Source organism: Bacillus sp. FSL R9-9530 (genome assembly GCF_038008145.1).
GTDB classification, from domain to species: Bacteria; Bacillota; Bacilli; order Bacillales; family Bacillaceae_G; genus Bacillus_A; species Bacillus_A mycoides.
In genome coordinates this window covers 416,124-437,601 of the sequence record NZ_JBBOYO010000002.1, presented here as the reverse complement: position 1 = coordinate 437,601, position 21,478 = coordinate 416,124, and the positions used below count along the sequence as shown (strand labels likewise).

Here is a 21,478-nt window from a genome sequence, read left to right as displayed (position 1 = left end):
AAAGGGTGCGTGATTGGTATGGAAAAGGAAAATGTATTCAAATGGAAGCATTATCAGCCTGATATTATTTTGTTAACGGTAAGATGGTACCTACGGTACAACCTCAGTTTTCGTGATTTGGTGAAAATGCTAGAAGAACGGGGTTTATCCATTTCTCATACAACGATTATGCGTTGGGTTCATCAGTATGGTCCTGAATTGGACAAACGAATCCGTCGTCACCTCAAACAAACAAATGACTCTTGGAGAGTCGATGAAACATATATCAAAGTAAAAGGTCAATGGATGTATTTGTATCGTGCTGTTGATTCGAAAGGAAACACAATTGATTTTTTCCTAAACAAAACAAGAGACCAGAAGGCTGCAAAGCGCTTTTTCAAGAAAGCTTTGCGGTCTTTTCATGTTTCAAAGCCACGTGTTATAACAGTCGATAAGAACCCAGCTTATCCTATAGCAATTGAACAGTTGAAAATAGAAAAAAGCATACCTGATGGTATGCAACTTAGACAACAAAAGTACTTGAATAACATAGTAGAACAAGATCATCGCTTTATAAAGAAGCGAATCCGTTCTATGCTAGGGTTCAAATGTTTTGACACAGCTACATCCATTCTTTCTGGAGTAGAAGCCATGCATATGATTAAAAAAGAACAGCTTGATTTACGGGACCAGTCTGTCCAAAATCAGAAAGAATTCATCCATCAATTGTTTGGACTTGCAGCATAAGATACGATTCCATTAGGAATATATGCGCTTTATTCTCTTTTATTTTTGCACCAGAACCCTCCACATTGTCTCGTCCACCATTCATCCTCCTATCCAAATATCCATTTTGTTCAATAAAAAAAGAACACTATAAAGTGCCCTAAGCTTCTGAGTATTAAATATACGACAATGCCCTGACCGTTCTAATGGCGCAACATAAAAGAGCTTTATAGCGGAATATATATAGCTCTCGGAAAAGGAATAAGTTGGTTGGCATTGACTCGATATTGTATGTTTTGGAATTCCTTATGTGCAATAAAAAAAGAGCCCTATAAGGTGCTCGTCCCATACGATTATAAAGAATGAATACGTCGTGTTCAGTTATTAGTATATGCTTGTCTCATTCAAAGTTTTACTGGTTTAATGTGTAATTTCTATATAACAAAGAAAAAAGCACCCGTTATGGATGCTTAATCTAATTACCTATATAACTCGTCAAGTCCTTCATCAAATGCCTTATCCAGAGCTTCAGCTTCTTCAACGGGCATTCCTTCTTCTACAACCATAGCCAAAACCTCTGTCATGTTAACTACACAATCTCCGAAAGCTTTAAAGTCACCAGGATATGAAGTCACTTCATTAATAACTTCTTCTTTGTTTCCGTTCATAGTTGCATGAACGCTACGACCATTTTTCATTTCAAATGTAATTTCTAGTACTCTCATTTATCTCACCACCCCTCTCTATTATTATATCAAATAAAAAGCCATCACCGAAGTGACAGCTCAAGGGGATGGGAGAAACATTCACGAAAGGGGAATTTCGCAATCACTCCAAGGCTGAGTGTTCTCAACCTTCTCCAAGCCACCGCATCATATAATTTTCTAGCTCTTATTAGCTACGCGCTTTACGTTCGGTGACTGGGAGAAGACTAAGAATCTTCTCTTTTATACTCCGTGGAGTCGGCTCAATACTTCGGCTACTTAATGTCATTTTCACCTTTGCAGACCAATATCGAATTATAAAGGTTTATATCAAGACGCGTACGTTTCTTCCTGCATCTTGTTTGAACCAATACACAAGACTGAGGGGAAGATTCAGCTGTATTGGCTCAAACAAAGAGCGGAAGCTCTCTGCTCGTTTAGACCTATATTTTTTAGAACGCTACAGTTCATCTAATCGAACGAACCATCACCACATTTGTAAAACAATCCATCTCGAAATCAAGACCTTGAAAGTAGTTTCCGCTACCTCTCAGTAATAATAGTGTATCACCTAAATATCAAGAACAGTGTGTCATCGTTGTGGCATGATTGTGGCTTCTTTTCATTCTGCTGCTCACTCTTCTAATATGGCCATAGCTGTACCCTAGTTCACTAGCAACCTGTTTTAAATTGAATCCCATCACATCACGTAAATAAATAATTTGTTGTTCTAGGCGTTTCTTTTTGCTCATAACAAACTGCGCTTCCCCCATTAATACTTTCTTATCAGCAATACGTTGTTTTAATCGTTCTGACTTCTCCATAATACGATCATGACGACCTGCGATTTCATCTAACGCTAATGGAATTTGTCCACCTGTTACACGATCCTTGCTGTAGTCTGTTACTCCATTAAACTTAGGAGCGTTCATATGCATGTTTTTTATCAGGTATTTATGTTCTAACTTCAAGTCCTTTAGTTCAATTTCCATTAATTCAATTTCTTCTCCTAAATTCTGATAAATGTTTGTCATGGTAAATCCCCCTATTTCGAATTTGTCATTTTAACATCACATAAGGTACGTGAAATTTTACTATCTCATTGTTGAATAAGGGAACATCGCGCATTAACATAGCCCCCACCACACTATTGCGCGTTGTTCCGTTATCCATTAAGCCTTTAATAACTTTCGTTTCTTGGTACTCATCTTCTCTTTCGCTGCTTCTATATTATTAGCAATCCTTACATGATCCTGATCTAACTGAATCATTCCATCTAACACCCCTGGAATCAATCCTGATTCATCGATGTATTGTAAGTAATCAACTGGTGCTCGTTCTGTTTGTTCCACTAAGTATCCATAAATATCAAAGTCTGCTCTTGGTATCGACTTCTTACCTTTTGGTTGATGAGACATTCTTACATAAGTCGGACGCTTGTTTATAAGCGCCACTCCCTCACGTTGATACATTTCAATAGATTGATTGATAAGTTTCTCAAAATGCATTCCTCTGTTCCCTAAACCCATTGTTATTTCCTCACTTTCTTCTAAAAGGATTATTTTGTTATGTTTTCTAACAAACTTCATTTCAAAATTTTCAGATCCAGATGAACCTCTAGACGCATACACCATATACTAATTTAAATACTCCCTAAAAAAGTAGGTGAAAACAATGCCGTCTGTTGTTGGAAATCTGGTTGTACAAAATAGTAACGGTTCTTTCAATTTAGGTGATTTTTATAACGTTTCTCCAAAGGAAAATACAAAAGCTTATAATGGTTCAGGATCATCCACTGTTGCTTTTGTTGCCAATACTTTTAGCGGTGTTAGTGCAACAAACACATACGATTCTGATATTGCAGATCAAAACCAAGTTGGAACAGTCTAAAAGTATTTATTTCCCTCTACCCCCCTGAATAAAACTCAAAATTCTGTCAATACTATGGATAGGCTGTTAAACAGCCGGAAATCTCTTATGTGTAACCGTGCTAATCGAGACTTCCTTCAAGACTGAGCAGTTAGCTTTTGCTAGCTGCTCTTTTTGAGTTTGTCCGAATAAAATTCTAAATTCTGTCCAATACTATAAATGGGCTGATACAGCTTGAATTCACAGTGACCTCTGTAATTTTCTTTTTCCCTTTCTCTGAGGGCTAAGCAGTTAGCTTTTGCTAGCTGTTCTTTTGTTTTCACCATTTAAGCAGGGTTAGAATATATTAAATTCTACCTTTCTTTATAACGTGAGCTGGCCACTTACGCTATTTTTACAAAGGGCACTAATTGATAGTGCTCTTTTTAGTTTTTTTTACAAAATGAAATTTTTATTAAGTTCACTTCCGTATAACTTTTCCAATATTGTTTACACTACAACTGTAACTTAAAGTTACACATCATTACTTGTAGGGCCTAATTTCTTTTGTACAACAAGTAGTTAGTTAATTGAGCTAGCTGCTTTGTTGTGCTAAATCTAGTTTTTATTAGGTATTTGCACCTCAATGAATAACTCACATATATTATCATGTGTGCCACACTACTCTCTGAGGGCCCAACTTACTGAGAGCACTACTTGAAGGTGCTCTTTTTAGTTTCTTCTGAATAAATCCCCAATTTCTGTACATACTTTGAATACGCCAATCTGTAACAATTGATTTTCCTCCAAAATGGGGCAGTTAGCTTTTGCTGACTGTTCTTTTGTTTGAAATTAAAATAGCGTTTTTGTTTAAAACCATCCTTATTTTTAGCTATAGTCTTACTAACACTTTTGTGTTAAAATCCTCTAGAATATTAATCTTTATATTATTTTTTGGAGGATTTATGAATAATCAAAACAACAATGAAACAAACAACATCAGTAGACTATTGGCAATTTTTCTAATAGTATCACCACTGTTAATACCTATTGTGCTCCCTACAGCTATAATTGTAGGAATGAAACAATGGATGCCTGATGACGTTGAATATCCAAGTATAATATCACTATTGACATTATGTATTGGATTTTTCATAGTAGGAATCATCTTCTCTTTAGTATTACGAGTATTCAAATTATCTGAGGAAAAGCTAAAAGAATTAGGTTTCTTAGGGTTTACAATTTCAATTGTTAGTACCTTCCTGACGATGTATGTCGGATATTTTTGGCTAGCTAATCTTAATTTTACAACTGTGAAATTAACACCTCATGCTGTATTGATTTTTGCTATTTTATCTACGGTTCTTCTAGAGGCTATCTTTAAATTAATCGATAAATTTGATACCTCCGATGAAAGAGAATCAATAAATTAAAATTCAGCACCCCTTATCCAAGAGCACATACTCAAATGTGCTCTCTTTTATTTACTTATTAAAATAGCGTTTTTGTTCAAAATGACACCCCATTCATTTGGACACATTTACCAGTATTTTTACCAAAAAATTCATGATATCGTTAATTAGTCGAGTACGTCATTACTTGACGATTACCCTTAGGAGCCCCGCAGACAATCGGGGTTTCTTTTATTTAAATAAGGATTTTGTTTAGTTTTTCTTATGCCTAAGAATCTCTTTGACATGACATACTAACTGCTCACGATCCATCTTTGTATAACCTTTTATTTTGTTATGTCTACAAACTGATTTGAGTTGTTTCATTGGCCATTATTCTACTGGTGAAATACTAACGATTACAGTTTGGTCATTCATATCCATTCCCCTTTCTTAATCCAGATCCATGATCTCCGCTAACGTCCTTGTACTTACAACCGTTTTAATAATTTGAATTCTCCCATGTCTTGCTATGGCATCATTCTTTGCATCTTCTTCATTTTCCGCTTCAAACCAATCTATTTTTTGCTTTTCATCTTGGTCAAAGAAGTGAACTTCAAATGTAGGCGTTATAGCGTTATGGCTATTACTACGCAGAAATTGTTCGGAAGTACTGGTTGCTGTATAGTCAAAGCTTCCTATAACATCCTCAAAAGAGAGTTGACCGCTTCTCATGCCACAACGCCTTGTTTCTCTTCCTGCTGCATACGATGAATTTCCATTAACCTCGCTATAACGGCATGACGCTTTCTATCGACTTCTTCAGGTGTTTGATTCCCTGCCGCGCAAATACATGGTGCGATTTGATAACAGCCATTCCCCATATCGTTTCTAATTACTCCCGTTCCTTCACATGCACACATTAAGAAGCACCTCCGAATTTTTGTAGTCGCTGTTTAGCAATCTCTCTTCTATAACTCGTTGCTTTGTTTTCAACTGTTAAACTTGTTTCTACCATCCGATCATAGGAACGTTTTCCTACCTGTTCTTGAAGTTCCTTCGGTTTCAAGTTACCTGTATAAAGTGTCGGTAGTTCTTTTCTATATCGACCATCTATAATATCGAAAATCTTTTCTTCTACCCATTCCGTCGCTTTCTCCGCTCCGATATCATCTAGAATGAGTAAGTCGCATTCCAGAAGCGCTCGCATGATTTGTGATTCACTTTCCTTGTTATCGTTATTGAACGTGCTACGAATACGTTGTAATAGCTCTGGTACGCTTTGGAATACAGTGATAAACCCTTTGTTTGTTAACTCATTCGCAATAGCTGCTGCTAAGTGAGTCTTGCCATTACCAGGATCTCCCCAAATCATTAGTGATTCGCCATTCCATTCTTCAAATGTCTTTACATAGTGAGTAGCAATCTTATGAGCCGTTTCGGATCCATTTCTTTCTAAAAATGATTCAAATGTACTCTTAGCAAAGCGATCACCTAAATTATTAATACTGAACAACTTTTCGATTTCTCTTTTCTTAGCGAAGTTTTGATATTCTCGTACTTTCGCTTCTTCTCGCTCGACCACACATTCACAAGTAGGAAGGACCTTGTTTTTTGATTCGTAACGTTGGTACCTCAACTACAATTGCTTTAATGAAGGTATTGCAGTGTTTACATGTATACCCTTCTGTTTCCTCATCACAAGCCGATGTATTCAAAATCTGAGTCATCACTCTTCCTACTGCTTCCATTTGGCTTCGCCCCTTTTTTACGTTGGTATTCTGATTCTAAAGCTTCTACCTCACTTAAAGTCTTCACATTGCTGTTAGTCCATTGTTTTAAAATCCCCTCAGCATAGTTCCATTTCTTCTGCTGTTTTAATGCTCGTTCCATAGCTGCTTTCACAACTTCTTCACTAGTATCGCTTGACCATTGGGTAATGCTATCTGCTACAAATGGATTTAGAATCCCAAAGTTATTTTCATAGAATGAGAAGACGTTACTACTACTTTATTTATCAGTATTTAGTTTATTAGTACTTAGTTCTTTAGTACTTAGTAGCGTTGGATTTTCCATAAATGGATTTCCCACTTGTGGAATTTCCATATGTGGTTTTTCCATAAGTGGATTTTCCGTTTGTGGTACTTCATATATGATTGTTTCCCAATTAGTTATCTTTCCTTTTTCGTTTTTTACAGGAAACCGTTTAACATACCCATGTTCTTTTAATTCTTTCATTCCAGCTCTTAAACTATCAATTCCGTCCTTAGCGTGATTCGCGACTTCCTCCATATAGAAAACCCAGTCATCTGGCAAAGAAAGTATGTAGGCTAAAATTCCTTTTGCTTTCCAAGTTAAACGTTCATCTTTAAGTCCTGTGTTATTAATTGTTGTGTAGTTTTTATCTTTGCTTACTCTAAAAGTTGCCAATTAGTTCACCTTCTTCATTTCCGTTTCATAGAAGCAATCTGTTTCATCGATTTCACCAGTTTTATAAATGCTATCTGTATTGACGACTCTGCGTACTGGATAAACACACTCGTATCCGTCTTTCGCCATTTTGTATACTCTTATTCCAATTGTCGTTTTATCTGGATCGCATAAATACTTGTTTTTATTTTTCTTGCTTGGAATTAAAAACTTATATCGTTTTGGTCTGTATACCGTTTCCATTTACATCTCCCTTTCGCATATCGCAATATCGCCTTTAACACTTAATATTCTGTAACCTAGATAGCGATCAGGAGTGATGTACTCAATCGCCTTTACTTTCGCTTCTTTTTCATTTCGCGCGCCCTTCCATACCCATGAAGGAAGGACGACTTTTGATTGATTTTTATCTAACATAGGCTTTCACTCCTTAATTTGTTTGCTCTACCTCTTCAACCGTTTCCTTTGCTTTGGCTTCAGCTACTTCTTTTTCAGCTTGTTTAACCCACTTTGTTGATTTCTTAAGTATTTCCTCGGCTTGCTTCAACGTTAATTCAGCAACTTCGTTGATGCTTAAGTGTCCTTTAATCGCGTCTTCGTCCACTTTCCGAAGAGTAGCTAATTTTTTTATGTTTAATTTGATTGCACCGACCTGTTGAGCGGTAATCATTGGCTCTTGAACCTCTGGTAAGTCTTCGCCTGCATAGATATATAATCCCAATCCGTGAAGCGCTATAGCCTTTACTAAGCAACGTTGAATACTCGTGTTGATATCGAAACTATTTGGTTCTGCGATCGGTTTATTTTGATTGTTAAGTATTGGGTGAATCTGACTTAGTGGTAATCCCTGTAAAGTTACTTCAACTTCTACAAAGTAACCGCAATCCGTTTTAAGGTAAGGTACTCCATCGAATCGCTTTACTTCCCACGTTGCTGTTAGATCTACTTCACGAAGCTTTTTAACTGCCCACGCCCATGATAAGTAGTTAAAGCGCCCTTTCTTTTCAACATGTTCCGTGCAATCTATCTGAGCTAATTTAGAAAAGTAATTTTCAGTTGTCATATGAATCTCCCTCTCTTTTAAAATAGTGATATTTCCGTTTGTTTACTAGCTTCATGCACTTCCGTAAGCGCCTGTAATCCATATTCATAAGCTACAACCATCGATGCAGCGTTAGGTTCATTACTTTGCTTGTATCGTTCAACCAAGCTCTTCATAATTTGAATTTCAGCTTCAATTTTGTTTTGTAGGCCCATATCATTCACCTGCCACTTTCGCTATCGAGCTTTCTTTTACGAATTGTTTAATACAATCAGCTTCTGCATGGATTGGATCTCCATTGCAATCAAGATAACTCTCACCGTAATAAATCTCTCCGCCACAGCCTTGGCAATAATCCATACAATCATTTGTTGCTGAATTATGAGCGTTTCCAATCAACATTCCGTTTTCTAACATTTCTCATTCCTCCTTGTTTTTAGGAGAAAACATTTGATATAATGTAAGTGAGTCATTACAAATGTGTTTTCTCCAAACCGTCCTAGGCATAGGGCGGTTTTTTATTTTCTCAATGGAAATTAATGAATAATTCTGTTAATATTTAATTACCGATATGTGTAACAACCTGCCTGTACTTCTGTACGGGCTTTTTATTATGCTAGTTTTTAACTAGCGGATACATTTTTCCCACCCTTTCTCGATGCTTTCACGCATCGGAATATCCAGGAACCTATTTGCTAGGTGGGGAATACCATTATACCCCTGAATATTCTGACAAACGAAAGCTTGTCCATTGTTCATAATTCCGTAACACATATACACGAGTTCCTGTGTTAGACTAAGGTCATTCGAAGAAGTCATTCGTTATTAATAGAATCAACAATTCTTAATACCCCATCCCCTGCCCTAGCTCCCCTGCTAGGGCTTTTTGTTTTCTCTCGACTCTTTTTGGATTTCTAAAAGAGCATGGAACGTATTTCTTTTAATCGTTTCCAACAATCGAAAAGCTTCATGAGCTGTATAACCTTCTTCTTCAACTAATCTTGTAAGACCAGTGATTATTAGTTGTTGACCGAAACTATCTAGATTTAATTCATCTTTACTCATTTTTCACTCCCCTTTGTTCATAATTTCGTAACATCTATATATAAAGTTTTTATAAATTATGTGTTACACTTTGTACATTCCAAGAAGTCCTTATGGAATCGACAACTCAATACCCTTAGTTATTACCCTGCATCCCCTGTAGGGTTTTTTCTTATTTAGCTAGAGTGATATACTTGTATGTTTCCTCAACCTTATCTGCGCTGTTATGTACTCCTCTAGCTCTTAAATCCTTTATGATCCACAAGATTTTCTTTCGTTCGTATTCATCACGCTGCTGTTTATTCATCATCTTCCATCCATCCTGCTTTCTTTGCTGCAGCATCTATTCGATGCACTAAGTATGCCGATAAACATATAGCTATCGCGACAATTATCAAAGATAGTGAGCTTTCCATCCTAAACCGCCTCCTGTTCCAGTTCTTTCTTCAGTCGGTCTATGATGTAAGCTTGTCCTTTTGGCGTTACGTATGTTGTTGTCCATGTGAAAAAAGGATTTATGAGCTTATTAATAGCTACTACGTGTCTTATATTTACTGGTTGTTCAGCAGATATGAAAGTTGTAGAAGAAGATGCTACGGAGAAATTACAAGATAGCAAGTTGTCGCCGTATATTGAAGAGACTATTTACAAGGCCGGTAATAGGAATAAAGATGAAACCTCAGTAAACATTAAAATAAATGTAGATGAAGGATTCTCTGACTTAGAAAAAGTAGAGAAATACGAGGTAATGAGTGACGCTATTGCGAAATTAGTGGGGTCCTCTAATCTAATCAAATGTGGAGATGACAACTATTGTGTTTACGACAATATACAGATTTCTTATGATAATAACAACTACAAAATGAGTGTTATTGATAAAGAATTAGTTATTAATGATAACGAAAGGTACACAAAGTCAGATTACAAGTCTGATATGGATCAAGTAAACAAAATAGATCCGTCTGAAAAATATAAGGGGAATTACAACTCAGTTCCTTCTTCTTCAACAGGGCAAGGACAATCATCCACAAATGCCCCTAAAAAGGACTCAGCTAACTATGATGCTAATGGTAATTATAAACCCGTTGACCAGATGAAACCTGAGGAAATCAAAAAAGAGTTAGAAGGAATGCTGGAGGAATCTTTAAAAAGGTAGTTTGAACAAAATATAGATTTGAATCATATTTCTCAATGAATACAATAACTTAACGTGGTAAAATATTATTGGGATGGAAGTCCAATACATATTATTAAAATTGAAGTGGTTCAAGTCGGAGGAAGGCACCTTAGGGTGTCTTTTTTGTGTTTATGGATTTTTTAGAAAATATTTGAAATATAATACAATCAATTATATTATTATATTTGTATGACTTCTGTTTTTGGATAATTATGAAAATTAATAGGGGGAAACAATAATGAAATTAGGAAAATTAGCATTAATTGGGGCGTTAACATTTAGCGGGTTTACTGCAATAGAAATGATTAAGCCTACCTCACAAGTTGCTGCAGCTTACTCAGATCCATTTAATGATGATTGGGGATTTAAAACCATTGTGGATCTGGAAAGTTCCGTGGAAAGTACATATCAACCTGATTGGAAGATTGGGGATTTAATAACTGGTGATACATTTTACTTAACGCAGCACTTTGGTAGAGAACATTTTGGTGCGCAAATGAAAATTTTTAAAGTCCACACAAATGGTACCCTAGAACGATTCCAAACAATAGAACCAGAATTTCTTCCTGGAACAGAAATTTGGCAAACTTCTATCACAGATAGCTATACAAGTGGTACTTATGTAGCTGCAATTAAATATCGTGGTGAATTCACGTATTCAAATCAATTTACAATCAATTAAGGATGTAATAAATTAGAAATAGGCACTCAAAAGAGTGCTTTTACTATTTCTCAATACTCGAAATTATTTAACGTGGTAAAATAATAATTGGATTGGCATCCAATACCATATTACGATGGTTCAAATCGCAGGAAGGCACCTTAGGGTGTCTTTTCTTTATGTTATTTTTTTATTTATAAAGTGTTTGAATTCAAAAAATACATAGATTAGAACTTAATATAATAATCCTAATAAATCGATAATCTCAATAATTTTCTTATCTTCTACTCTACAATAAAGCCTTGTACCCTTGCGCTCACTAATTACCATATTACCTTTAGTTAGTTTGCGTACATGTTGTAAAGTCATAGGTTCCGAAATATGCGTCGCAGCACTCAACTGAGAAACTGTCAAAGTCCCACTTACAATCAATTCACGTACAATTAATAAACGACTTAAACTGCCTAATAACTCTAAGATTTCAGCACCACTTTCATAATTACTAGGATCCATATTGAAATCGCCCGACATACTATTCATCTCCCTAATATCAATACAAATATTAAATAGGGTTCTGGTGCAAAAATAAAATAAAAGAGAATAAAGCGCATATATTCCTAACGGAATCGTATCTTATACTGCAAGTCCAAACAATTGATGGATGAATTCTTTCTGATTTTGGACAGATTGGTCCCGTAAATCAAGCTGTTCTTTTTTAATCATATGCATGGCTTCTACTCCAGAAAGAATGGATGTAGCTGTTTCAAAACATTTGAACCCTAGCATAGAACGGATTCGCTTCTTTATAAAGCGATGATCTTGTTCTACTATGTTATTCAAGTACTTTTGTTGTCTAAGTTGCATACCATCAGGTATGCTTTTTTCTTTTTTTAACTGTTCAATTGCTATAGGATAAGCCGGGTTCTTATCGACTGTTATAACACGTGGCTTTGAAACATGAAAAGACCGCAAAGCTTTCTTGAAAAAGCGCTTTGCAGCCTTTTGGTCTCTTGTTTTGTTTAGGAAAAAATCAATTGTGTTTCCTTTCGAATCAACAGCACGATACAGATACATCCATTGACCTTTTACTTTGATATATGTTTCATCGACTCTCCAAGAGTCATTTGTTTGTTTGAGGTGACGGCGGATTCGTTTGTCCAATTCAGGACCATACTGATGAACCCAACGCATAATCGTTGTATGAGAAATGGATAAACCCCGTTCTTCTAGCATTTCCACCAAATCACGAAAACTGAGGTTGTACCGTAGGTACCATCTTACCGTTAACAAAATAATATCAGGCTGATAATGCTTCCATTTGAATACATTTTCCTTTTCCATACCAATCACGCACCCTTTTTAAAGTAATAGTAACAGTATGTCCAAGATTTATAGATTCATTGCAATTGTCCTTAAGTTTTTGCACCAAAACCCCGAAAAACGTATAATAATATTCAAGATGAATTAACTATAAGAAAATGAATTTTACGTTATAACTAACTATAATTCTTGAATATATGTAAATGGGGTATTCTTATTTTTTATTTATGTGATGAAGAAATATGGTGTAGGAAAATTAAACAAACATTTGTTTAAAATATTTTAGTTATGAATCAATGTATGAGGCACGATGAGTTACAGTATTCAATGGTATGCTTAGTTAATTTCTCATTTATTATATAAATTTTATATAGAAAAGAAAAAAGCATCCACTATGTGAACACTTCATTTTATTATGATTAAGTTATATTAATTCAATTAATATGTAGGTGAAATTATTCTTTTACCAAAAATCGATCGAACGTTAAGGTATTCCTTGCAACATAAAATTCGATAGTAGAAACCAATTCCATGAATTCACTTTTAATTTCTTACGACTTAATTGCGCCTAGTAAGAACTACAAAAAAATAACAAAAAATTGATACTTGGCTAGAAAAAAACTTATAAAATATAAGGTAATGAACAAAAAACAACACCTACCAATACTGTAGGTGTTGTTTTTTCATCTCCCCTCTTTCAATCTCTACCTTTTAAAACACAGAAAGCCTTCCTTCGTTTTGCTTTCGATATTGTAGAGGGGTAAAACTTGTATAACAATTGAAGATTTTAGTAAAGTAACTTTGAGTACTAAAATTAAGGAAATTACTTATATCGGATATAGGATAGTCTGTTAATATTAAAAGTTTTTTAGCTTCTTTAATTTTTTCACTTTGAATATATTTTTTATGTAAAAATATTCCTTAACGTACAATTTTCTTTTTTGGATCGCGTGACCCCTATAAGTTCTTGAACAAAAGAACATTACCCTCCAAATGCTTTAGTATCAATATTGTTCTTATTAAGGAAATTTTCTATTTTTTTCTGTTCCCTTCCATTCACTACATCGACTTGATCAATTATTGGTTTCTTTGGAAGATCTCCGTTACTTACGTCATCTATAAAATGATCAAGTCTTTCACCTAGTTTATAAAGGGTCTCATTTAAAGCTGTGATGTACTGGCTAATTCTTTTAGATTCTTCTTGATAGCTTTCAGGCAATGTATTATTTAAAATATAGTTAGAAAAATTTTTATCATTTTCTTTTAGAAGCTTGGAAATTTTGTCTAATTCCTCTAATTCATTTCCTTGTAATTTTTTTTCTTCGTCTATAATCTCTTGAAATGGTTCGCTAGCATTAGATAACTCTTCATAGCTATCCAAGTATGTTTTTATACTTGATTTTATTTCTTCTTCGTCTATTATTCTATTTTGTTTTTCAGAGGTAAAAATATTACTAGGGATCTCTACGTTCTGCATAGGAGGAATTTCATCTTTTGTAGTATCAACATTTTCCTTTTCCCCTTGTGAACATGCGCTTAATATAAAAAGAATGAAGGCGCTATAAAAAATCTTTCTCATCATAGTTTATTCCCCCTGGCAATTAACGTATTCCATCTCAAGTATTTAATGAATAGTCTAAAAAAAGACTTCCCTATATAATACCCTAGGAATGCTAAAAAAGAACCTAAGATAAGCCCTTTTATAGAATCGAAAACTTCTCCAACTCCAATTATACTAAATCCATTAACAAATCCCATTATAATTAAAATCAATGGAGACAGGATCATGATAGGGACACTGATGATATAAGCTAATATAAATGGTGTCAATATTACCAGTGCAAATAAACTAATTATAATAATAATACAATTCATTAAACTTAATCCCATAATTGACAACAGTGCTGTAAGCATATTTTTAATGTTTTTATGCTCGTCAACCTTCTTAATAGAATAAATAGCATTTAATTCTTTAGCAATCTCTACAGGATTTCCTAATTCTTTAGAGATCTCCTCTTCACTTTTATTTGCATGTTTTCCCTCAGTAAAGTGGATAATATATTCATCTATTATATCTTTTTTTTCTTTTTCAGGCATAAACTTCAAACTATTTTTGAGTAATTTCAAAAAATCCTTCTGGTTCAAGTTTATCATTCTCCTCGATAAAGCAATTAATTATTAGGAAAAACTCATTCCATTCAAATTTCAAATCTTCAAGTTTATCAATCCCCTCCTTTGTGATTGTGTAGTATTTTCTAAATGGTCCTTCTGTTGATTCTTGATGATAGGTAGTTAGATGTTTTTCTTTGACTAGTCTTCTTAATATTGGATAAACAGTGCCTTCAGATATGACAATTTTACTCGATATTTTTTTTACTAATGCATATCCATATTCATCCCGTTTATTTATTATCAATAAGACTATTAACTCAAGTACCCCTTTTTTAAACTGAGCATTCATACTTTATCACCAGCATTTTTAATTAAGTCTTATTTAAATATTCTAATAACAGTATAAAGTTAAATGGAAAAAAAGTCAACAATTCCCTTTTAAGTAAAAAAACAAATCATTTTTGTTTTTTTACTTAAAAGGGAATTATAAGGAACATATAACAAATCTTTGAACATTAGACATACTAATACTCGTACTGAAAAAAAGAACGTGAGGGGTATGGAAAATCAAAACTTATTCAAGTAAAAACACTATCAGTCTGATGCTGTTTCTATTTAAATACATATTGGTTTTCCATACTAGAACCACTTATTACATTACTGTAGATATAAACTCTTTATATCTTTTATTTATTTCACTAACTCTTTCATGTGAGCCTTTGCATACAATCTCTCCATCTTCAAGGAATAATATATTATCATCCGGTTTTACTTCTTCTAAATTATGAGTTACTTTAATTACTGTCTTCTCCTTTGTAAGTGTCTTTATGGACTCTAAGACTAAATTTCTGGATTCTACATCTAGATTAGATGTAGGTTCATCTAACAAAATTATATCCGGGTTTTTTAAGAATAACCTAGCTATATTCAACCTTTGTTTTTCCCCCCCTGATAATTTATCACCACTCTCGCCTATGTTCGTATCAAGTTTATCTTTTTGCTTTTCAACAAATTCTTCTAAATTTGCATATCTTAAAGCTTCTCTTATATTAGATTCATCAATATGCTTTTCATCAAGACCATACAGCAAATTTTCCAAAATAGTACCACTAATTAATGAGGAACCTTGACTTACTATACCTATGTTTTTTCGCAACTCATAAGTATTCAATTGATTGATATTTATATTATCTATCGTTATTTCACCATTTGTTGGAAAGTAAAACTTCTCCAATAAGTTAATTAAAGTTGTTTTTCCGGATCCAGACGGCCCAATAATAGTTAAAGCTTCTCCGCGTTTTATATTGAAAGTAATATTTTTTAGAATCAAGTTATCTTTATATCCAAAGTTAACTTGTTTAAAGGATATCTCGTTTTGAAATGCATATTTAGTATTGCTAGTTTGTTCAATTTCATTATTATTCATTATAGTATTTAAACTCTTGATAGCACCGTTTGCTTTGTGGTACTCTCCAATAAACCCACTAATTGAGCTCATTGGGGTCATCATTTGAAATGCATAAATTACGAACGCAATTAATGTACTGATAGATAAAGTTCCTACTGATATTCTATAAGCTCCATACCCCACTACTATTAATAAACCTAGAATAAGTAAAAGGCTCACTAAAGGTGCTACCATGGCGAAAATTTTACTTTCATATAAGTTTGCATTATACAGCCTGTCAATACACTTATACATTATTGACTTTTCATGCTTTTCTGCTGTAGAAGCTTTCACCATTTTTATATTTTTAAAAGTCTCTTGAGTTTTTGCAATAAAAACAGAAATTTCCTTTTGTTGTCTATCCCCCGTTTGTTCCGTCTTTCTCATAAGAGGAAAGATGATACCAAATATAAATGGGGAAATTATTAGTATAACAATCGTTAATTTCCAATCTAAGATAATTGTTAATGCTAATCCACCAAGTATCATAATAACACCTGTAACTAATTTAGGGATGTGGTACGTTATTAGATCCTTTATAATTTCCGTATCATTAACAATTCTACTGGATAATTCACCACTATGGTACTCATCAAAAAAGTCAACTTTGAAATGGAGCATCTTAGTATATATATTTTTTTGTAAATCACGGATTATCATGTTACCAAATTTAGCTATTATATACTGATTTACTGATTCAATTATAGACTTTGTTATTAGAAATAATACCAACCCCCCAATCATCCATAGACTGATCTTATTAACTGAAAATTCATCGACAATATCTTTCACTAAAAGTGGAAATACTAGGGATGCTACTGTAAATAAAATTGATACAATTATTATCGTACTTAGAAGTAACTTTTTTCTTCTATCGTTAATTGCTAGAAGGAGCACTTTATATGCATTCATTTATATTCACCTCATTAAATTAAGACAATAAAGTTTGATTGATCAAACTCTATTGTCTTTATGCAGAAACAAGTATTTGATGTTTTAATGTTTAGCAGAAGAACCAGCTTGCATTGCTACTTGTTTTACATTGAACACTTTTAGAGGATTTCGCCTTCAGTTGAACATCTTTAGAAATAGATTCTTTTTGTAAAGATAGTACTTTATTCATCTAATACCCCTCCGTTCTTTCTAAATTTGATGTTTTAAAGCTTAGCAGAAGAACCAGCTTGCATTGCTACTTGTTTTACATTGAACACTTTTAGAAGATTTCGCCTTCAGTTGAACATCTTTAGAAATAGATTCTTTTTGTAAAGATAGTACTTTATTCATCTAATACCCCTCCGTTCTTTCTAAATTTGATGTTTTAAAGCTTAGCAGAAGAACCAGCTTGCATTGCTACTTGTTTTACATTGAACACTTTTAGAAGATTTCGCCTTCAGTTGAACATCTTTAGAAATAGATTCTTTTTGTAAAGATAGTACTTTATTCATCTAATACCCCTCCGTTCTTTCTAAATTTGATGTTTTAAAGCTTAGCAGAAGAACCAGCTTGCATTGCTACTTGTTTTACATTGAACACTTTTAGAAGATTTCGCCTTCAGTTGAACATCTTTAGAAATAGATTCTTTTTGTAAAGATAGTACTTTATTCATCTAATACCCCTCCGTTCTTTCTAAATCTGATGTTTTAAAGCTTAGCAGAAGAACCAGCTAGTATTACTTGATGGGGAACAACCCAGACTTATGCTTGATTTTGCTGGATTTTGGCCCTTACCCTTTTGTTTTGTTTTATTCATTTTTTGTAATGCAAGAACATCTTTCATTTTTATCACCCCCTTCTATATAAAGTAATTTCCTCATCCGTGTAAATAATTCCTAAAGTAAATCAGTTGTTTTTCTTTGGACTATATTATTTACAAATCCCAGTATCCTTATGGTTGAAGGATCACCTTACGACAGAAGAAAGGGGTTCAACTATATTTTGTAAACTTTCTTCTTTAAAAGTTGAAGAACTAAATACTTTTTCTAAATTGAGTATGGGTATCCATGAATGATTCTTACTTTCTAAAATATCATTTATCGTTAACAATAAACCAGAAGAGCCAGACATGATATCACCAGAAATTCTAAAACATGAATCACCAGGAACAAATATACAATCAGCATCCTCTAATAAGTGTAAATTAAGCGTGAATAATGCCGAGTTAACCAAACTACTTTTTTTGGTATATAACTCTAATAAATTTGCAACAGCTAAAATACCAGTAGTTCCCTGAAATAATCCAGCATTATAAAAGCATTTACTTTTTGATATTTTACTAATACCATCAATTTCTTTATTCCATTTCTTCAATTTTGCATTTATCTCTAATTCAACAATCGGTAAAGCTAAACCACTTCCTCCACCGGCAAGATAAGGTAATATCCTAAAATCATCATCAATTTGATACAAGCCAGTATCATCGAATATCCCTAGTTGCAGTTCCTTTTCCAATGCCTGTTCTGATAATACTAACCATTTATTATCGTTTGTTTTTTTATACAGTGCAGTAAAATACAGGGAAACCCCAGCCCAACTGGTCATAACTCCTTTATTAACAACATCGTAATCATAAGTAATAATTGGTGCATCAGCATTCAACTTGTTTATTAATAATTCTCCGATATAGAGACAAATGTTTAAATATTTAGGGTCATTAACTTCGTAACTAAATCCTAAGTATGCGAATCCAATTCCACTTAAACCTGTTGCAAAAGAAATATCTTCAATGTGTTTAAAATCAATAAACGAGTCGAATAGAGCCTTTGCTTTCTCCTGATAACCTAGTTCCCATAAAGCCGATGCTATTCCCATCTTACCGGTGAATAAACCATTTTCTAATTGAATAAGTTTATTGATATCTTGATTTTCAACCCAATCTTTTACTTTCTGATTTATCCCTCCAGTTCTATGTAATGCCATTGCAATACCAAAACCACCGGTTAACACATTTAGCATGCCTGTCTCCATTTCATATTGCCGAATGTCTCCAGGTAATAGCCTCTCTTCATTTTTAACGTCCTTTAAAATGGAATTACGTAGTTTTAATTTCATGACTGATAGGTCAAATTTTTGTTTCATATTTCCATTTGTAGTCAGTAACTCTTCCATAGGACGTGATCCGTAAAATTCACATAATGACTCAATACGTTCAATTGTTGTATTTGCTCTTTCTCCAAATACAACTCGAATCCAATTACTATGAATAGTGTCCATATTCCAGGATATATCTTGGACACAACCAATTGGTACAAATAGCTGTTTTGCTATCCTTAATAATGCAAACCAATCACTTTGTTCTTTATTCATTTCTTGATTCCCTATGAAACCGGGGGTCATTAATCCAGAAAGAGAATCGCTTGTTGAACTTGCTGTTTCAAAATCAATTAATCTAACTTGCTCTTCTGGTGTTATTATGATATTAGCAGGTTGTAAGTCCCCCATACCTATATCATTTCTATGAAGTTCGTGTATAGACTCAATTAGTTGATTGAGGATATTTATACAGGACTTTGTATAAGATTCATTTTTTATATTAGAACTAAAAGGGTAGTTATTCACTAGCCATTCAGATAAAGAATCACCTTCAATATACTCTTCTTCTATAAAATAATGTTCCCAGGCACGGAAAGAACTTATTTTTTTAACTGGGTATTGTGCCTTTTCTAATTTATCTAATATCTCGCTTTCATTAACAATTCTAGAAAAAGCATCCTGCCCTTGAGCGTCTACTGCAGCATGAGGCCTTCCTTCTTTTAGAATGACTTTCATATTATTACTTTTATTTTTACAGATATAAACGCCACCACCATTACTAAAATGCAATGCTTCATTTATATCAAAATTATCTAGAGGAGATGAGGTGTCAACTTGATTCAACTTTTCATCCATTTTTCTAATTTCTATTGGCTCTTCTACAAAATTAGGTAAGTAATAGTAAGGAACTCTTTTATCTTCAATAAGTTCACCTTCTAAATTTTCTATAGCATCAACTTTCTCGCCATCTATATATACATACCTAGACATGAAAGCACCATATCTAAAATATATATTAGAGTTATACCATCTTTTGTCATTTAATATATAAGGGCCAGGTTTTAAATGGGCTAAGTTGATTTCTAATAACCTCAATAAATCAATAAATTGATCAGTATTTTCAGGATATATAGTTATAAACTTCCCTGACGAACCTCTATCTCCGTATTTAGAATCCTTCAGCACTAGCTCCTTATTACTTCTGACATATTTAAACGATATGTTTCTTTCTATCATTAACTTGGAAACAATATCTAAAGTTTTTTGCGATTCTCTGATATCCGTACTAACATGAATTTTCCATCCTTGTTTAGGGAGTCTTGCACTTTTGGGCATTAGGTTTGTCCAATGCTCACCATCAATTAATACATAATTATCAAATGGATAGTCTACGTTTAATAACCCTTGACTAATTTCATCAGCAACACTATAGTAAGGATTTTTATTTATATACTTTATATACCTATTATCCATTAGAACCCCCCTATATAATACATAAGCACAAATTAACTAAATTGATTTGTGCTTATGTATTTAAATTATTATTTAGGACTAACACAGAAAAAAAGGCTTAAACCACTTTGGGTTTTACAATTAACACTAATATTTGAACCAACGGGCTTATCATTATTTTTATGTTTTTTTAAACTTTGCAATGATAAAACATCAAATCTAGACATAGATATCACCCCCTTTCTATACTGTGTACCAATTTTACTGTATCACCTCAATTGGTAACCTTATTCAACATGCGGATACATCAATTTTTAAAGAGGGCTTATATAGTTTATAAATATTTATAGTTTATAAATATTTATATTTTCCAAGTTACTAACCTTTTTATTTGCTTGTAGAAATAAATTTTCTATATGTTCCCCCCAATAGGGTCCCCAAATTATATCTTTAACACTATTAAATGACAAACTTGTATTAGAAAATTGGAAATATTCATCATCCATTTTCATTATCCAAGGACTTCCTGAACTACCCACGCCCAACTTTCCTTTTAAACCTAACAATGTTGAATTATATATATGGTCTTCAAAAGTAATATTTCTTATTACCTCGACTTTTTTCTTTCTGAGGAATTTTTTCCTTATGTAAGGTACTAATGCATTCTGTTTTTTTGATAAGTTATTAAATATAGGTTTGATTAAATTGTCCATTTCTACAGGTGGTTCCCTTAATGTCAAAAAAGCAGTATCATAATCTACTATCCCATTATTAACCCACTCAGTACTAATGTAGATTTCTCCAATTTCATATTCTTTATTATCATTCGTTATAAAGGTTACTTCATTTGCATTTAATTGTTTATACCAGTCAAAGACACAATGTGCAGCAGTACAAACTAAGGGATAGTCCAATCCTTTAATTAAGGAAGCATTACTTATAAACTTGGTTTTATTTTGTTTTATTTTCAATAATCCTGTATTCATTGTTTTTTTTTCATTATTTTCCATAGTAGATAATTTAATAATTATTCCTCGCTTCTTTAATTGGTATAAATAAACAATAATCCTAAAATGAGGATAATTCAATATTTTCTTTGTAAAGTAATGTGTTATG

General features: G+C 33.3%; 32 protein-coding genes and 3 pseudogenes. 5 read left to right on the top strand and 30 right to left on the bottom strand.

Annotated features, from left to right (window positions below; all coding sequences use genetic code 11):
• Positions 1–18: 18 nt before the first annotated feature.
• On the top strand, positions 19–726 hold the full coding sequence (locus tag MKX66_RS30080) for an IS6 family transposase (RefSeq protein WP_341088166.1): 708 nt from the start codon (positions 19–21) through the stop codon (positions 724–726).
• 458 nt (positions 727–1,184) lie between these two features.
• Here MKX66_RS30080 and MKX66_RS30075 read toward each other — a convergent pair whose 3' ends face one another.
• From MKX66_RS30075 to MKX66_RS30065, 3 genes are all read right to left on the bottom strand, one after another.
• Entirely contained in the window at positions 1,185–1,430 is a 246-nt protein-coding gene (locus MKX66_RS30075; RefSeq protein ID WP_326996904.1) for a hypothetical protein, read from the bottom strand.
• A gap of 557 nt (positions 1,431–1,987) precedes the next feature.
• Positions 1,988–2,443, bottom strand: coding sequence for a sigma factor-like helix-turn-helix DNA-binding protein (locus MKX66_RS30070; protein ID WP_341088144.1), 456 nt, complete (start codon positions 2,441–2,443; stop codon positions 1,988–1,990).
• A 138-nt stretch (positions 2,444–2,581) separates the two neighbouring features.
• On the bottom strand, positions 2,582–2,938 hold the full coding sequence (locus tag MKX66_RS30065) for a Holliday junction resolvase RecU (RefSeq protein ID WP_341088143.1): 357 nt from the start codon (positions 2,936–2,938) through the stop codon (positions 2,582–2,584).
• 145 nt (positions 2,939–3,083) lie between these two features.
• Between MKX66_RS30065 and MKX66_RS30060 the strand changes: the two genes are divergently transcribed.
• Both MKX66_RS30060 and MKX66_RS30055 read left to right on the top strand, forming a co-directional pair.
• Positions 3,084–3,299 carry a spore germination protein gene (locus MKX66_RS30060; RefSeq protein ID WP_002084597.1) on the top strand — a complete coding sequence of 72 codons (216 nt, stop codon included), beginning with the start codon at positions 3,084–3,086 and terminating at the stop codon, positions 3,297–3,299.
• 923 nt (positions 3,300–4,222) lie between these two features.
• On the top strand, positions 4,223–4,690 hold the full coding sequence (locus MKX66_RS30055) for a hypothetical protein (RefSeq protein ID WP_002088123.1): 468 nt from the start codon (positions 4,223–4,225) through the stop codon (positions 4,688–4,690).
• A gap of 411 nt (positions 4,691–5,101) precedes the next feature.
• Here MKX66_RS30055 and MKX66_RS30050 read toward each other — a convergent pair whose 3' ends face one another.
• The 12 genes and pseudogenes from MKX66_RS30050 to MKX66_RS29995 all read right to left on the bottom strand — a co-directional run.
• Positions 5,102–5,383: a hypothetical protein gene (locus MKX66_RS30050; protein ID WP_326996901.1), complete on the bottom strand. Its 282-nt coding sequence runs from the start codon at positions 5,381–5,383 to the stop codon at positions 5,102–5,104.
• Positions 5,380–5,571 (bottom strand): hypothetical protein, encoded by a 192-nt coding sequence (locus MKX66_RS30045; protein WP_326996900.1) that lies wholly within the window; start codon positions 5,569–5,571, stop codon positions 5,380–5,382. Before MKX66_RS30045 ends, MKX66_RS30050 begins: the two co-directional genes overlap by 4 nt.
• Positions 5,571–6,378 (bottom strand): annotated as a pseudogene (locus tag MKX66_RS30040) (ATP-binding protein). The gene MKX66_RS30045 and the pseudogene MKX66_RS30040 overlap by 1 nt, the downstream one beginning before the upstream one ends.
• Positions 6,347–7,078 (bottom strand): annotated as a pseudogene (locus MKX66_RS30035) (DnaD domain protein). Before MKX66_RS30035 ends, MKX66_RS30040 begins: the two co-directional pseudogenes overlap by 32 nt.
• On the bottom strand, positions 7,079–7,321 hold the full coding sequence (locus tag MKX66_RS30030; RefSeq protein ID WP_341088142.1) for a hypothetical protein: 243 nt from the start codon (positions 7,319–7,321) through the stop codon (positions 7,079–7,081).
• Complete coding sequence (locus MKX66_RS30025; RefSeq protein WP_341088141.1) at positions 7,322–7,495, bottom strand: hypothetical protein; 174 nt, start codon at positions 7,493–7,495, stop codon at positions 7,322–7,324. It abuts the gene before it with no gap.
• Between the two features lie 13 nt (positions 7,496–7,508).
• Positions 7,509–8,141 (bottom strand): Sak single strand annealing protein, encoded by a 633-nt coding sequence (locus MKX66_RS30020; protein ID WP_326996896.1) that lies wholly within the window; start codon positions 8,139–8,141, stop codon positions 7,509–7,511.
• A gap of 17 nt (positions 8,142–8,158) precedes the next feature.
• Positions 8,159–8,335 carry a hypothetical protein gene (locus MKX66_RS30015; RefSeq protein ID WP_341088139.1) on the bottom strand — a complete coding sequence of 59 codons (177 nt, stop codon included), beginning with the start codon at positions 8,333–8,335 and terminating at the stop codon, positions 8,159–8,161.
• 1 nt (position 8,336) lies between these two features.
• Positions 8,337–8,537: a hypothetical protein gene (locus MKX66_RS30010; protein WP_341088138.1), complete on the bottom strand. Its 201-nt coding sequence runs from the start codon at positions 8,535–8,537 to the stop codon at positions 8,337–8,339.
• A gap of 459 nt (positions 8,538–8,996) precedes the next feature.
• Entirely contained in the window at positions 8,997–9,185 is a 189-nt protein-coding gene (locus MKX66_RS30005; protein ID WP_078205591.1) for a hypothetical protein, read from the bottom strand.
• 151 nt (positions 9,186–9,336) lie between these two features.
• The gene (locus MKX66_RS30000) at positions 9,337–9,474 is read right to left on the bottom strand and encodes a hypothetical protein (RefSeq protein WP_193653584.1); all 138 of its coding nucleotides are present in this window, start codon (positions 9,472–9,474) and stop codon (positions 9,337–9,339) included.
• Positions 9,475–9,581: 107 nt separating this feature from the next.
• A pseudogene (locus MKX66_RS29995) lies at positions 9,582–9,671 on the bottom strand (phage antirepressor Ant); the annotation flags it as partial.
• Between MKX66_RS29995 and MKX66_RS29990 the strand changes: the two are divergent.
• Positions 9,667–10,320, top strand: a complete 654-nt coding sequence (locus tag MKX66_RS29990) for a hypothetical protein (RefSeq protein WP_341088137.1) — start codon at positions 9,667–9,669, stop codon at positions 10,318–10,320. The pseudogene MKX66_RS29995 and the gene MKX66_RS29990 sit on opposite strands and share 5 nt — an antisense overlap.
• Before the next feature lie 259 nt (positions 10,321–10,579).
• Positions 10,580–11,023, top strand: coding sequence for a DUF5065 family protein (locus MKX66_RS29985; protein ID WP_326996892.1), 444 nt, complete (start codon positions 10,580–10,582; stop codon positions 11,021–11,023).
• A 213-nt stretch (positions 11,024–11,236) separates the two neighbouring features.
• Here MKX66_RS29985 and MKX66_RS29980 read toward each other — a convergent pair whose 3' ends face one another.
• The 15 genes from MKX66_RS29980 to MKX66_RS29910 form a co-directional block, all read right to left on the bottom strand.
• Positions 11,237–11,533 carry an ArsR/SmtB family transcription factor gene (locus MKX66_RS29980; RefSeq protein ID WP_193653545.1) on the bottom strand — a complete coding sequence of 99 codons (297 nt, stop codon included), beginning with the start codon at positions 11,531–11,533 and terminating at the stop codon, positions 11,237–11,239.
• A gap of 102 nt (positions 11,534–11,635) precedes the next feature.
• Complete coding sequence (locus MKX66_RS29975; protein ID WP_341088131.1) at positions 11,636–12,343, bottom strand: IS6 family transposase; 708 nt, start codon at positions 12,341–12,343, stop codon at positions 11,636–11,638.
• A gap of 690 nt (positions 12,344–13,033) precedes the next feature.
• Complete coding sequence (locus MKX66_RS29970; protein ID WP_445662221.1) at positions 13,034–13,219, bottom strand: helix-turn-helix domain-containing protein; 186 nt, start codon at positions 13,217–13,219, stop codon at positions 13,034–13,036.
• Between the two features lie 85 nt (positions 13,220–13,304).
• Positions 13,305–13,904: an NDxxF motif lipoprotein gene (locus tag MKX66_RS29965; RefSeq protein ID WP_341088129.1), complete on the bottom strand. Its 600-nt coding sequence runs from the start codon at positions 13,902–13,904 to the stop codon at positions 13,305–13,307.
• Entirely contained in the window at positions 13,901–14,476 is a 576-nt protein-coding gene (locus tag MKX66_RS29960) for an HAAS signaling domain-containing protein (protein WP_341088125.1), read from the bottom strand. Before MKX66_RS29960 ends, MKX66_RS29965 begins: the two co-directional genes overlap by 4 nt.
• Positions 14,430–14,783, bottom strand: a complete 354-nt coding sequence (locus MKX66_RS29955) for a PadR family transcriptional regulator (protein ID WP_193654035.1) — start codon at positions 14,781–14,783, stop codon at positions 14,430–14,432. Before MKX66_RS29955 ends, MKX66_RS29960 begins: the two co-directional genes overlap by 47 nt.
• 303 nt (positions 14,784–15,086) lie before the next feature.
• Positions 15,087–16,793 carry an ABC transporter ATP-binding protein gene (locus MKX66_RS29950; protein WP_193654036.1) on the bottom strand — a complete coding sequence of 569 codons (1,707 nt, stop codon included), beginning with the start codon at positions 16,791–16,793 and terminating at the stop codon, positions 15,087–15,089.
• Positions 16,794–16,884: 91 nt separating this feature from the next.
• A complete protein-coding gene (locus tag MKX66_RS29945) occupies positions 16,885–17,004 on the bottom strand; it encodes a class III lanthipeptide (protein WP_189340010.1) in 120 nt (39 codons plus the stop codon).
• 41 nt (positions 17,005–17,045) lie between these two features.
• Positions 17,046–17,165 carry a class III lanthipeptide gene (locus MKX66_RS29940; RefSeq protein ID WP_189340010.1) on the bottom strand — a complete coding sequence of 40 codons (120 nt, stop codon included), beginning with the start codon at positions 17,163–17,165 and terminating at the stop codon, positions 17,046–17,048.
• A 41-nt stretch (positions 17,166–17,206) separates the two neighbouring features.
• Positions 17,207–17,326: a class III lanthipeptide gene (locus tag MKX66_RS29935; protein WP_189340010.1), complete on the bottom strand. Its 120-nt coding sequence runs from the start codon at positions 17,324–17,326 to the stop codon at positions 17,207–17,209.
• A 41-nt stretch (positions 17,327–17,367) separates the two neighbouring features.
• Positions 17,368–17,487: a class III lanthipeptide gene (locus MKX66_RS29930; protein ID WP_189340010.1), complete on the bottom strand. Its 120-nt coding sequence runs from the start codon at positions 17,485–17,487 to the stop codon at positions 17,368–17,370.
• A gap of 41 nt (positions 17,488–17,528) precedes the next feature.
• The gene (locus MKX66_RS29925) at positions 17,529–17,657 is read right to left on the bottom strand and encodes a class III lanthipeptide (RefSeq protein ID WP_189340009.1); all 129 of its coding nucleotides are present in this window, start codon (positions 17,655–17,657) and stop codon (positions 17,529–17,531) included.
• A gap of 122 nt (positions 17,658–17,779) precedes the next feature.
• Positions 17,780–20,383 carry a class III lanthionine synthetase LanKC gene (lanKC, locus tag MKX66_RS29920; RefSeq protein WP_341088123.1) on the bottom strand — a complete coding sequence of 868 codons (2,604 nt, stop codon included), beginning with the start codon at positions 20,381–20,383 and terminating at the stop codon, positions 17,780–17,782.
• 68 nt (positions 20,384–20,451) lie between these two features.
• Positions 20,452–20,589, bottom strand: a complete 138-nt coding sequence (locus MKX66_RS29915; protein WP_193654372.1) for a class III lanthipeptide — start codon at positions 20,587–20,589, stop codon at positions 20,452–20,454.
• A 117-nt stretch (positions 20,590–20,706) separates the two neighbouring features.
• On the bottom strand, positions 20,707–21,372 hold the full coding sequence (locus MKX66_RS29910; RefSeq protein ID WP_341088122.1) for a trypsin-like serine peptidase: 666 nt from the start codon (positions 21,370–21,372) through the stop codon (positions 20,707–20,709).
• Positions 21,373–21,478 lie beyond the last annotated feature (106 nt).

What these genes read in the sequence shown, in the direction of transcription:
- MKX66_RS30010 (WP_341088138.1), bottom strand. Translation starts at nt 8,537, where the DNA reads ATGTTAGAAAACGGAATGTTGATTGGAAACGCTCATAATTCAGCAACA.
- MKX66_RS30080 (WP_341088166.1), top strand. Translation starts at nt 19, where the DNA reads ATGGAAAAGGAAAATGTATTCAAATGGAAGCATTATCAGCCTGATATT.
- MKX66_RS30055 (WP_002088123.1), top strand. Translation starts at nt 4,223, where the DNA reads ATGAATAATCAAAACAACAATGAAACAAACAACATCAGTAGACTATTG.
- MKX66_RS29930 (WP_189340010.1), bottom strand. Translation starts at nt 17,487, where the DNA reads ATGAATAAAGTACTATCTTTACAAAAAGAATCTATTTCTAAAGATGTT.
- MKX66_RS30065 (WP_341088143.1), bottom strand. Translation starts at nt 2,938, where the DNA reads ATGGGTTTAGGGAACAGAGGAATGCATTTTGAGAAACTTATCAATCAA.
- MKX66_RS29925 (WP_189340009.1), bottom strand. Translation starts at nt 17,657, where the DNA reads ATGAAAGATGTTCTTGCATTACAAAAAATGAATAAAACAAAACAAAAG.
- MKX66_RS29955 (WP_193654035.1), bottom strand. Translation starts at nt 14,783, where the DNA reads ATGAATGCTCAGTTTAAAAAAGGGGTACTTGAGTTAATAGTCTTATTG.
- MKX66_RS30025 (WP_341088141.1), bottom strand. Translation starts at nt 7,495, where the DNA reads ATGTTAGATAAAAATCAATCAAAAGTCGTCCTTCCTTCATGGGTATGG.
- MKX66_RS30050 (WP_326996901.1), bottom strand. Translation starts at nt 5,383, where the DNA reads ATGAGAAGCGGTCAACTCTCTTTTGAGGATGTTATAGGAAGCTTTGAC.
- MKX66_RS30075 (WP_326996904.1), bottom strand. Translation starts at nt 1,430, where the DNA reads ATGAGAGTACTAGAAATTACATTTGAAATGAAAAATGGTCGTAGCGTT.
- MKX66_RS30070 (WP_341088144.1), bottom strand. Translation starts at nt 2,443, where the DNA reads ATGACAAACATTTATCAGAATTTAGGAGAAGAAATTGAATTAATGGAA.
- MKX66_RS30000 (WP_193653584.1), bottom strand. Translation starts at nt 9,474, where the DNA reads ATGATGAATAAACAGCAGCGTGATGAATACGAACGAAAGAAAATCTTG.
- MKX66_RS29975 (WP_341088131.1), bottom strand. Translation starts at nt 12,343, where the DNA reads ATGGAAAAGGAAAATGTATTCAAATGGAAGCATTATCAGCCTGATATT.
- MKX66_RS30045 (WP_326996900.1), bottom strand. Translation starts at nt 5,571, where the DNA reads ATGTGTGCATGTGAAGGAACGGGAGTAATTAGAAACGATATGGGGAAT.
- MKX66_RS29965 (WP_341088129.1), bottom strand. Translation starts at nt 13,904, where the DNA reads ATGATGAGAAAGATTTTTTATAGCGCCTTCATTCTTTTTATATTAAGC.
- MKX66_RS29935 (WP_189340010.1), bottom strand. Translation starts at nt 17,326, where the DNA reads ATGAATAAAGTACTATCTTTACAAAAAGAATCTATTTCTAAAGATGTT.
- MKX66_RS29915 (WP_193654372.1), bottom strand. Translation starts at nt 20,589, where the DNA reads ATGTCTAGATTTGATGTTTTATCATTGCAAAGTTTAAAAAAACATAAA.
- MKX66_RS29910 (WP_341088122.1), bottom strand. Translation starts at nt 21,372, where the DNA reads ATGGAAAATAATGAAAAAAAAACAATGAATACAGGATTATTGAAAATA.
- MKX66_RS29945 (WP_189340010.1), bottom strand. Translation starts at nt 17,004, where the DNA reads ATGAATAAAGTACTATCTTTACAAAAAGAATCTATTTCTAAAGATGTT.
- MKX66_RS30005 (WP_078205591.1), bottom strand. Translation starts at nt 9,185, where the DNA reads ATGAGTAAAGATGAATTAAATCTAGATAGTTTCGGTCAACAACTAATA.
- MKX66_RS29960 (WP_341088125.1), bottom strand. Translation starts at nt 14,476, where the DNA reads ATGATAAACTTGAACCAGAAGGATTTTTTGAAATTACTCAAAAATAGT.
- MKX66_RS30020 (WP_326996896.1), bottom strand. Translation starts at nt 8,141, where the DNA reads ATGACAACTGAAAATTACTTTTCTAAATTAGCTCAGATAGATTGCACG.
- MKX66_RS29940 (WP_189340010.1), bottom strand. Translation starts at nt 17,165, where the DNA reads ATGAATAAAGTACTATCTTTACAAAAAGAATCTATTTCTAAAGATGTT.
- MKX66_RS29985 (WP_326996892.1), top strand. Translation starts at nt 10,580, where the DNA reads ATGAAATTAGGAAAATTAGCATTAATTGGGGCGTTAACATTTAGCGGG.
- MKX66_RS29950 (WP_193654036.1), bottom strand. Translation starts at nt 16,793, where the DNA reads ATGAATGCATATAAAGTGCTCCTTCTAGCAATTAACGATAGAAGAAAA.
- MKX66_RS30015 (WP_341088139.1), bottom strand. Translation starts at nt 8,335, where the DNA reads ATGGGCCTACAAAACAAAATTGAAGCTGAAATTCAAATTATGAAGAGC.
- MKX66_RS30030 (WP_341088142.1), bottom strand. Translation starts at nt 7,321, where the DNA reads ATGGAAACGGTATACAGACCAAAACGATATAAGTTTTTAATTCCAAGC.
- lanKC (WP_341088123.1), bottom strand. Translation starts at nt 20,383, where the DNA reads ATGGATAATAGGTATATAAAGTATATAAATAAAAATCCTTACTATAGT.
- MKX66_RS29980 (WP_193653545.1), bottom strand. Translation starts at nt 11,533, where the DNA reads ATGTCGGGCGATTTCAATATGGATCCTAGTAATTATGAAAGTGGTGCT.
- MKX66_RS30060 (WP_002084597.1), top strand. Translation starts at nt 3,084, where the DNA reads ATGCCGTCTGTTGTTGGAAATCTGGTTGTACAAAATAGTAACGGTTCT.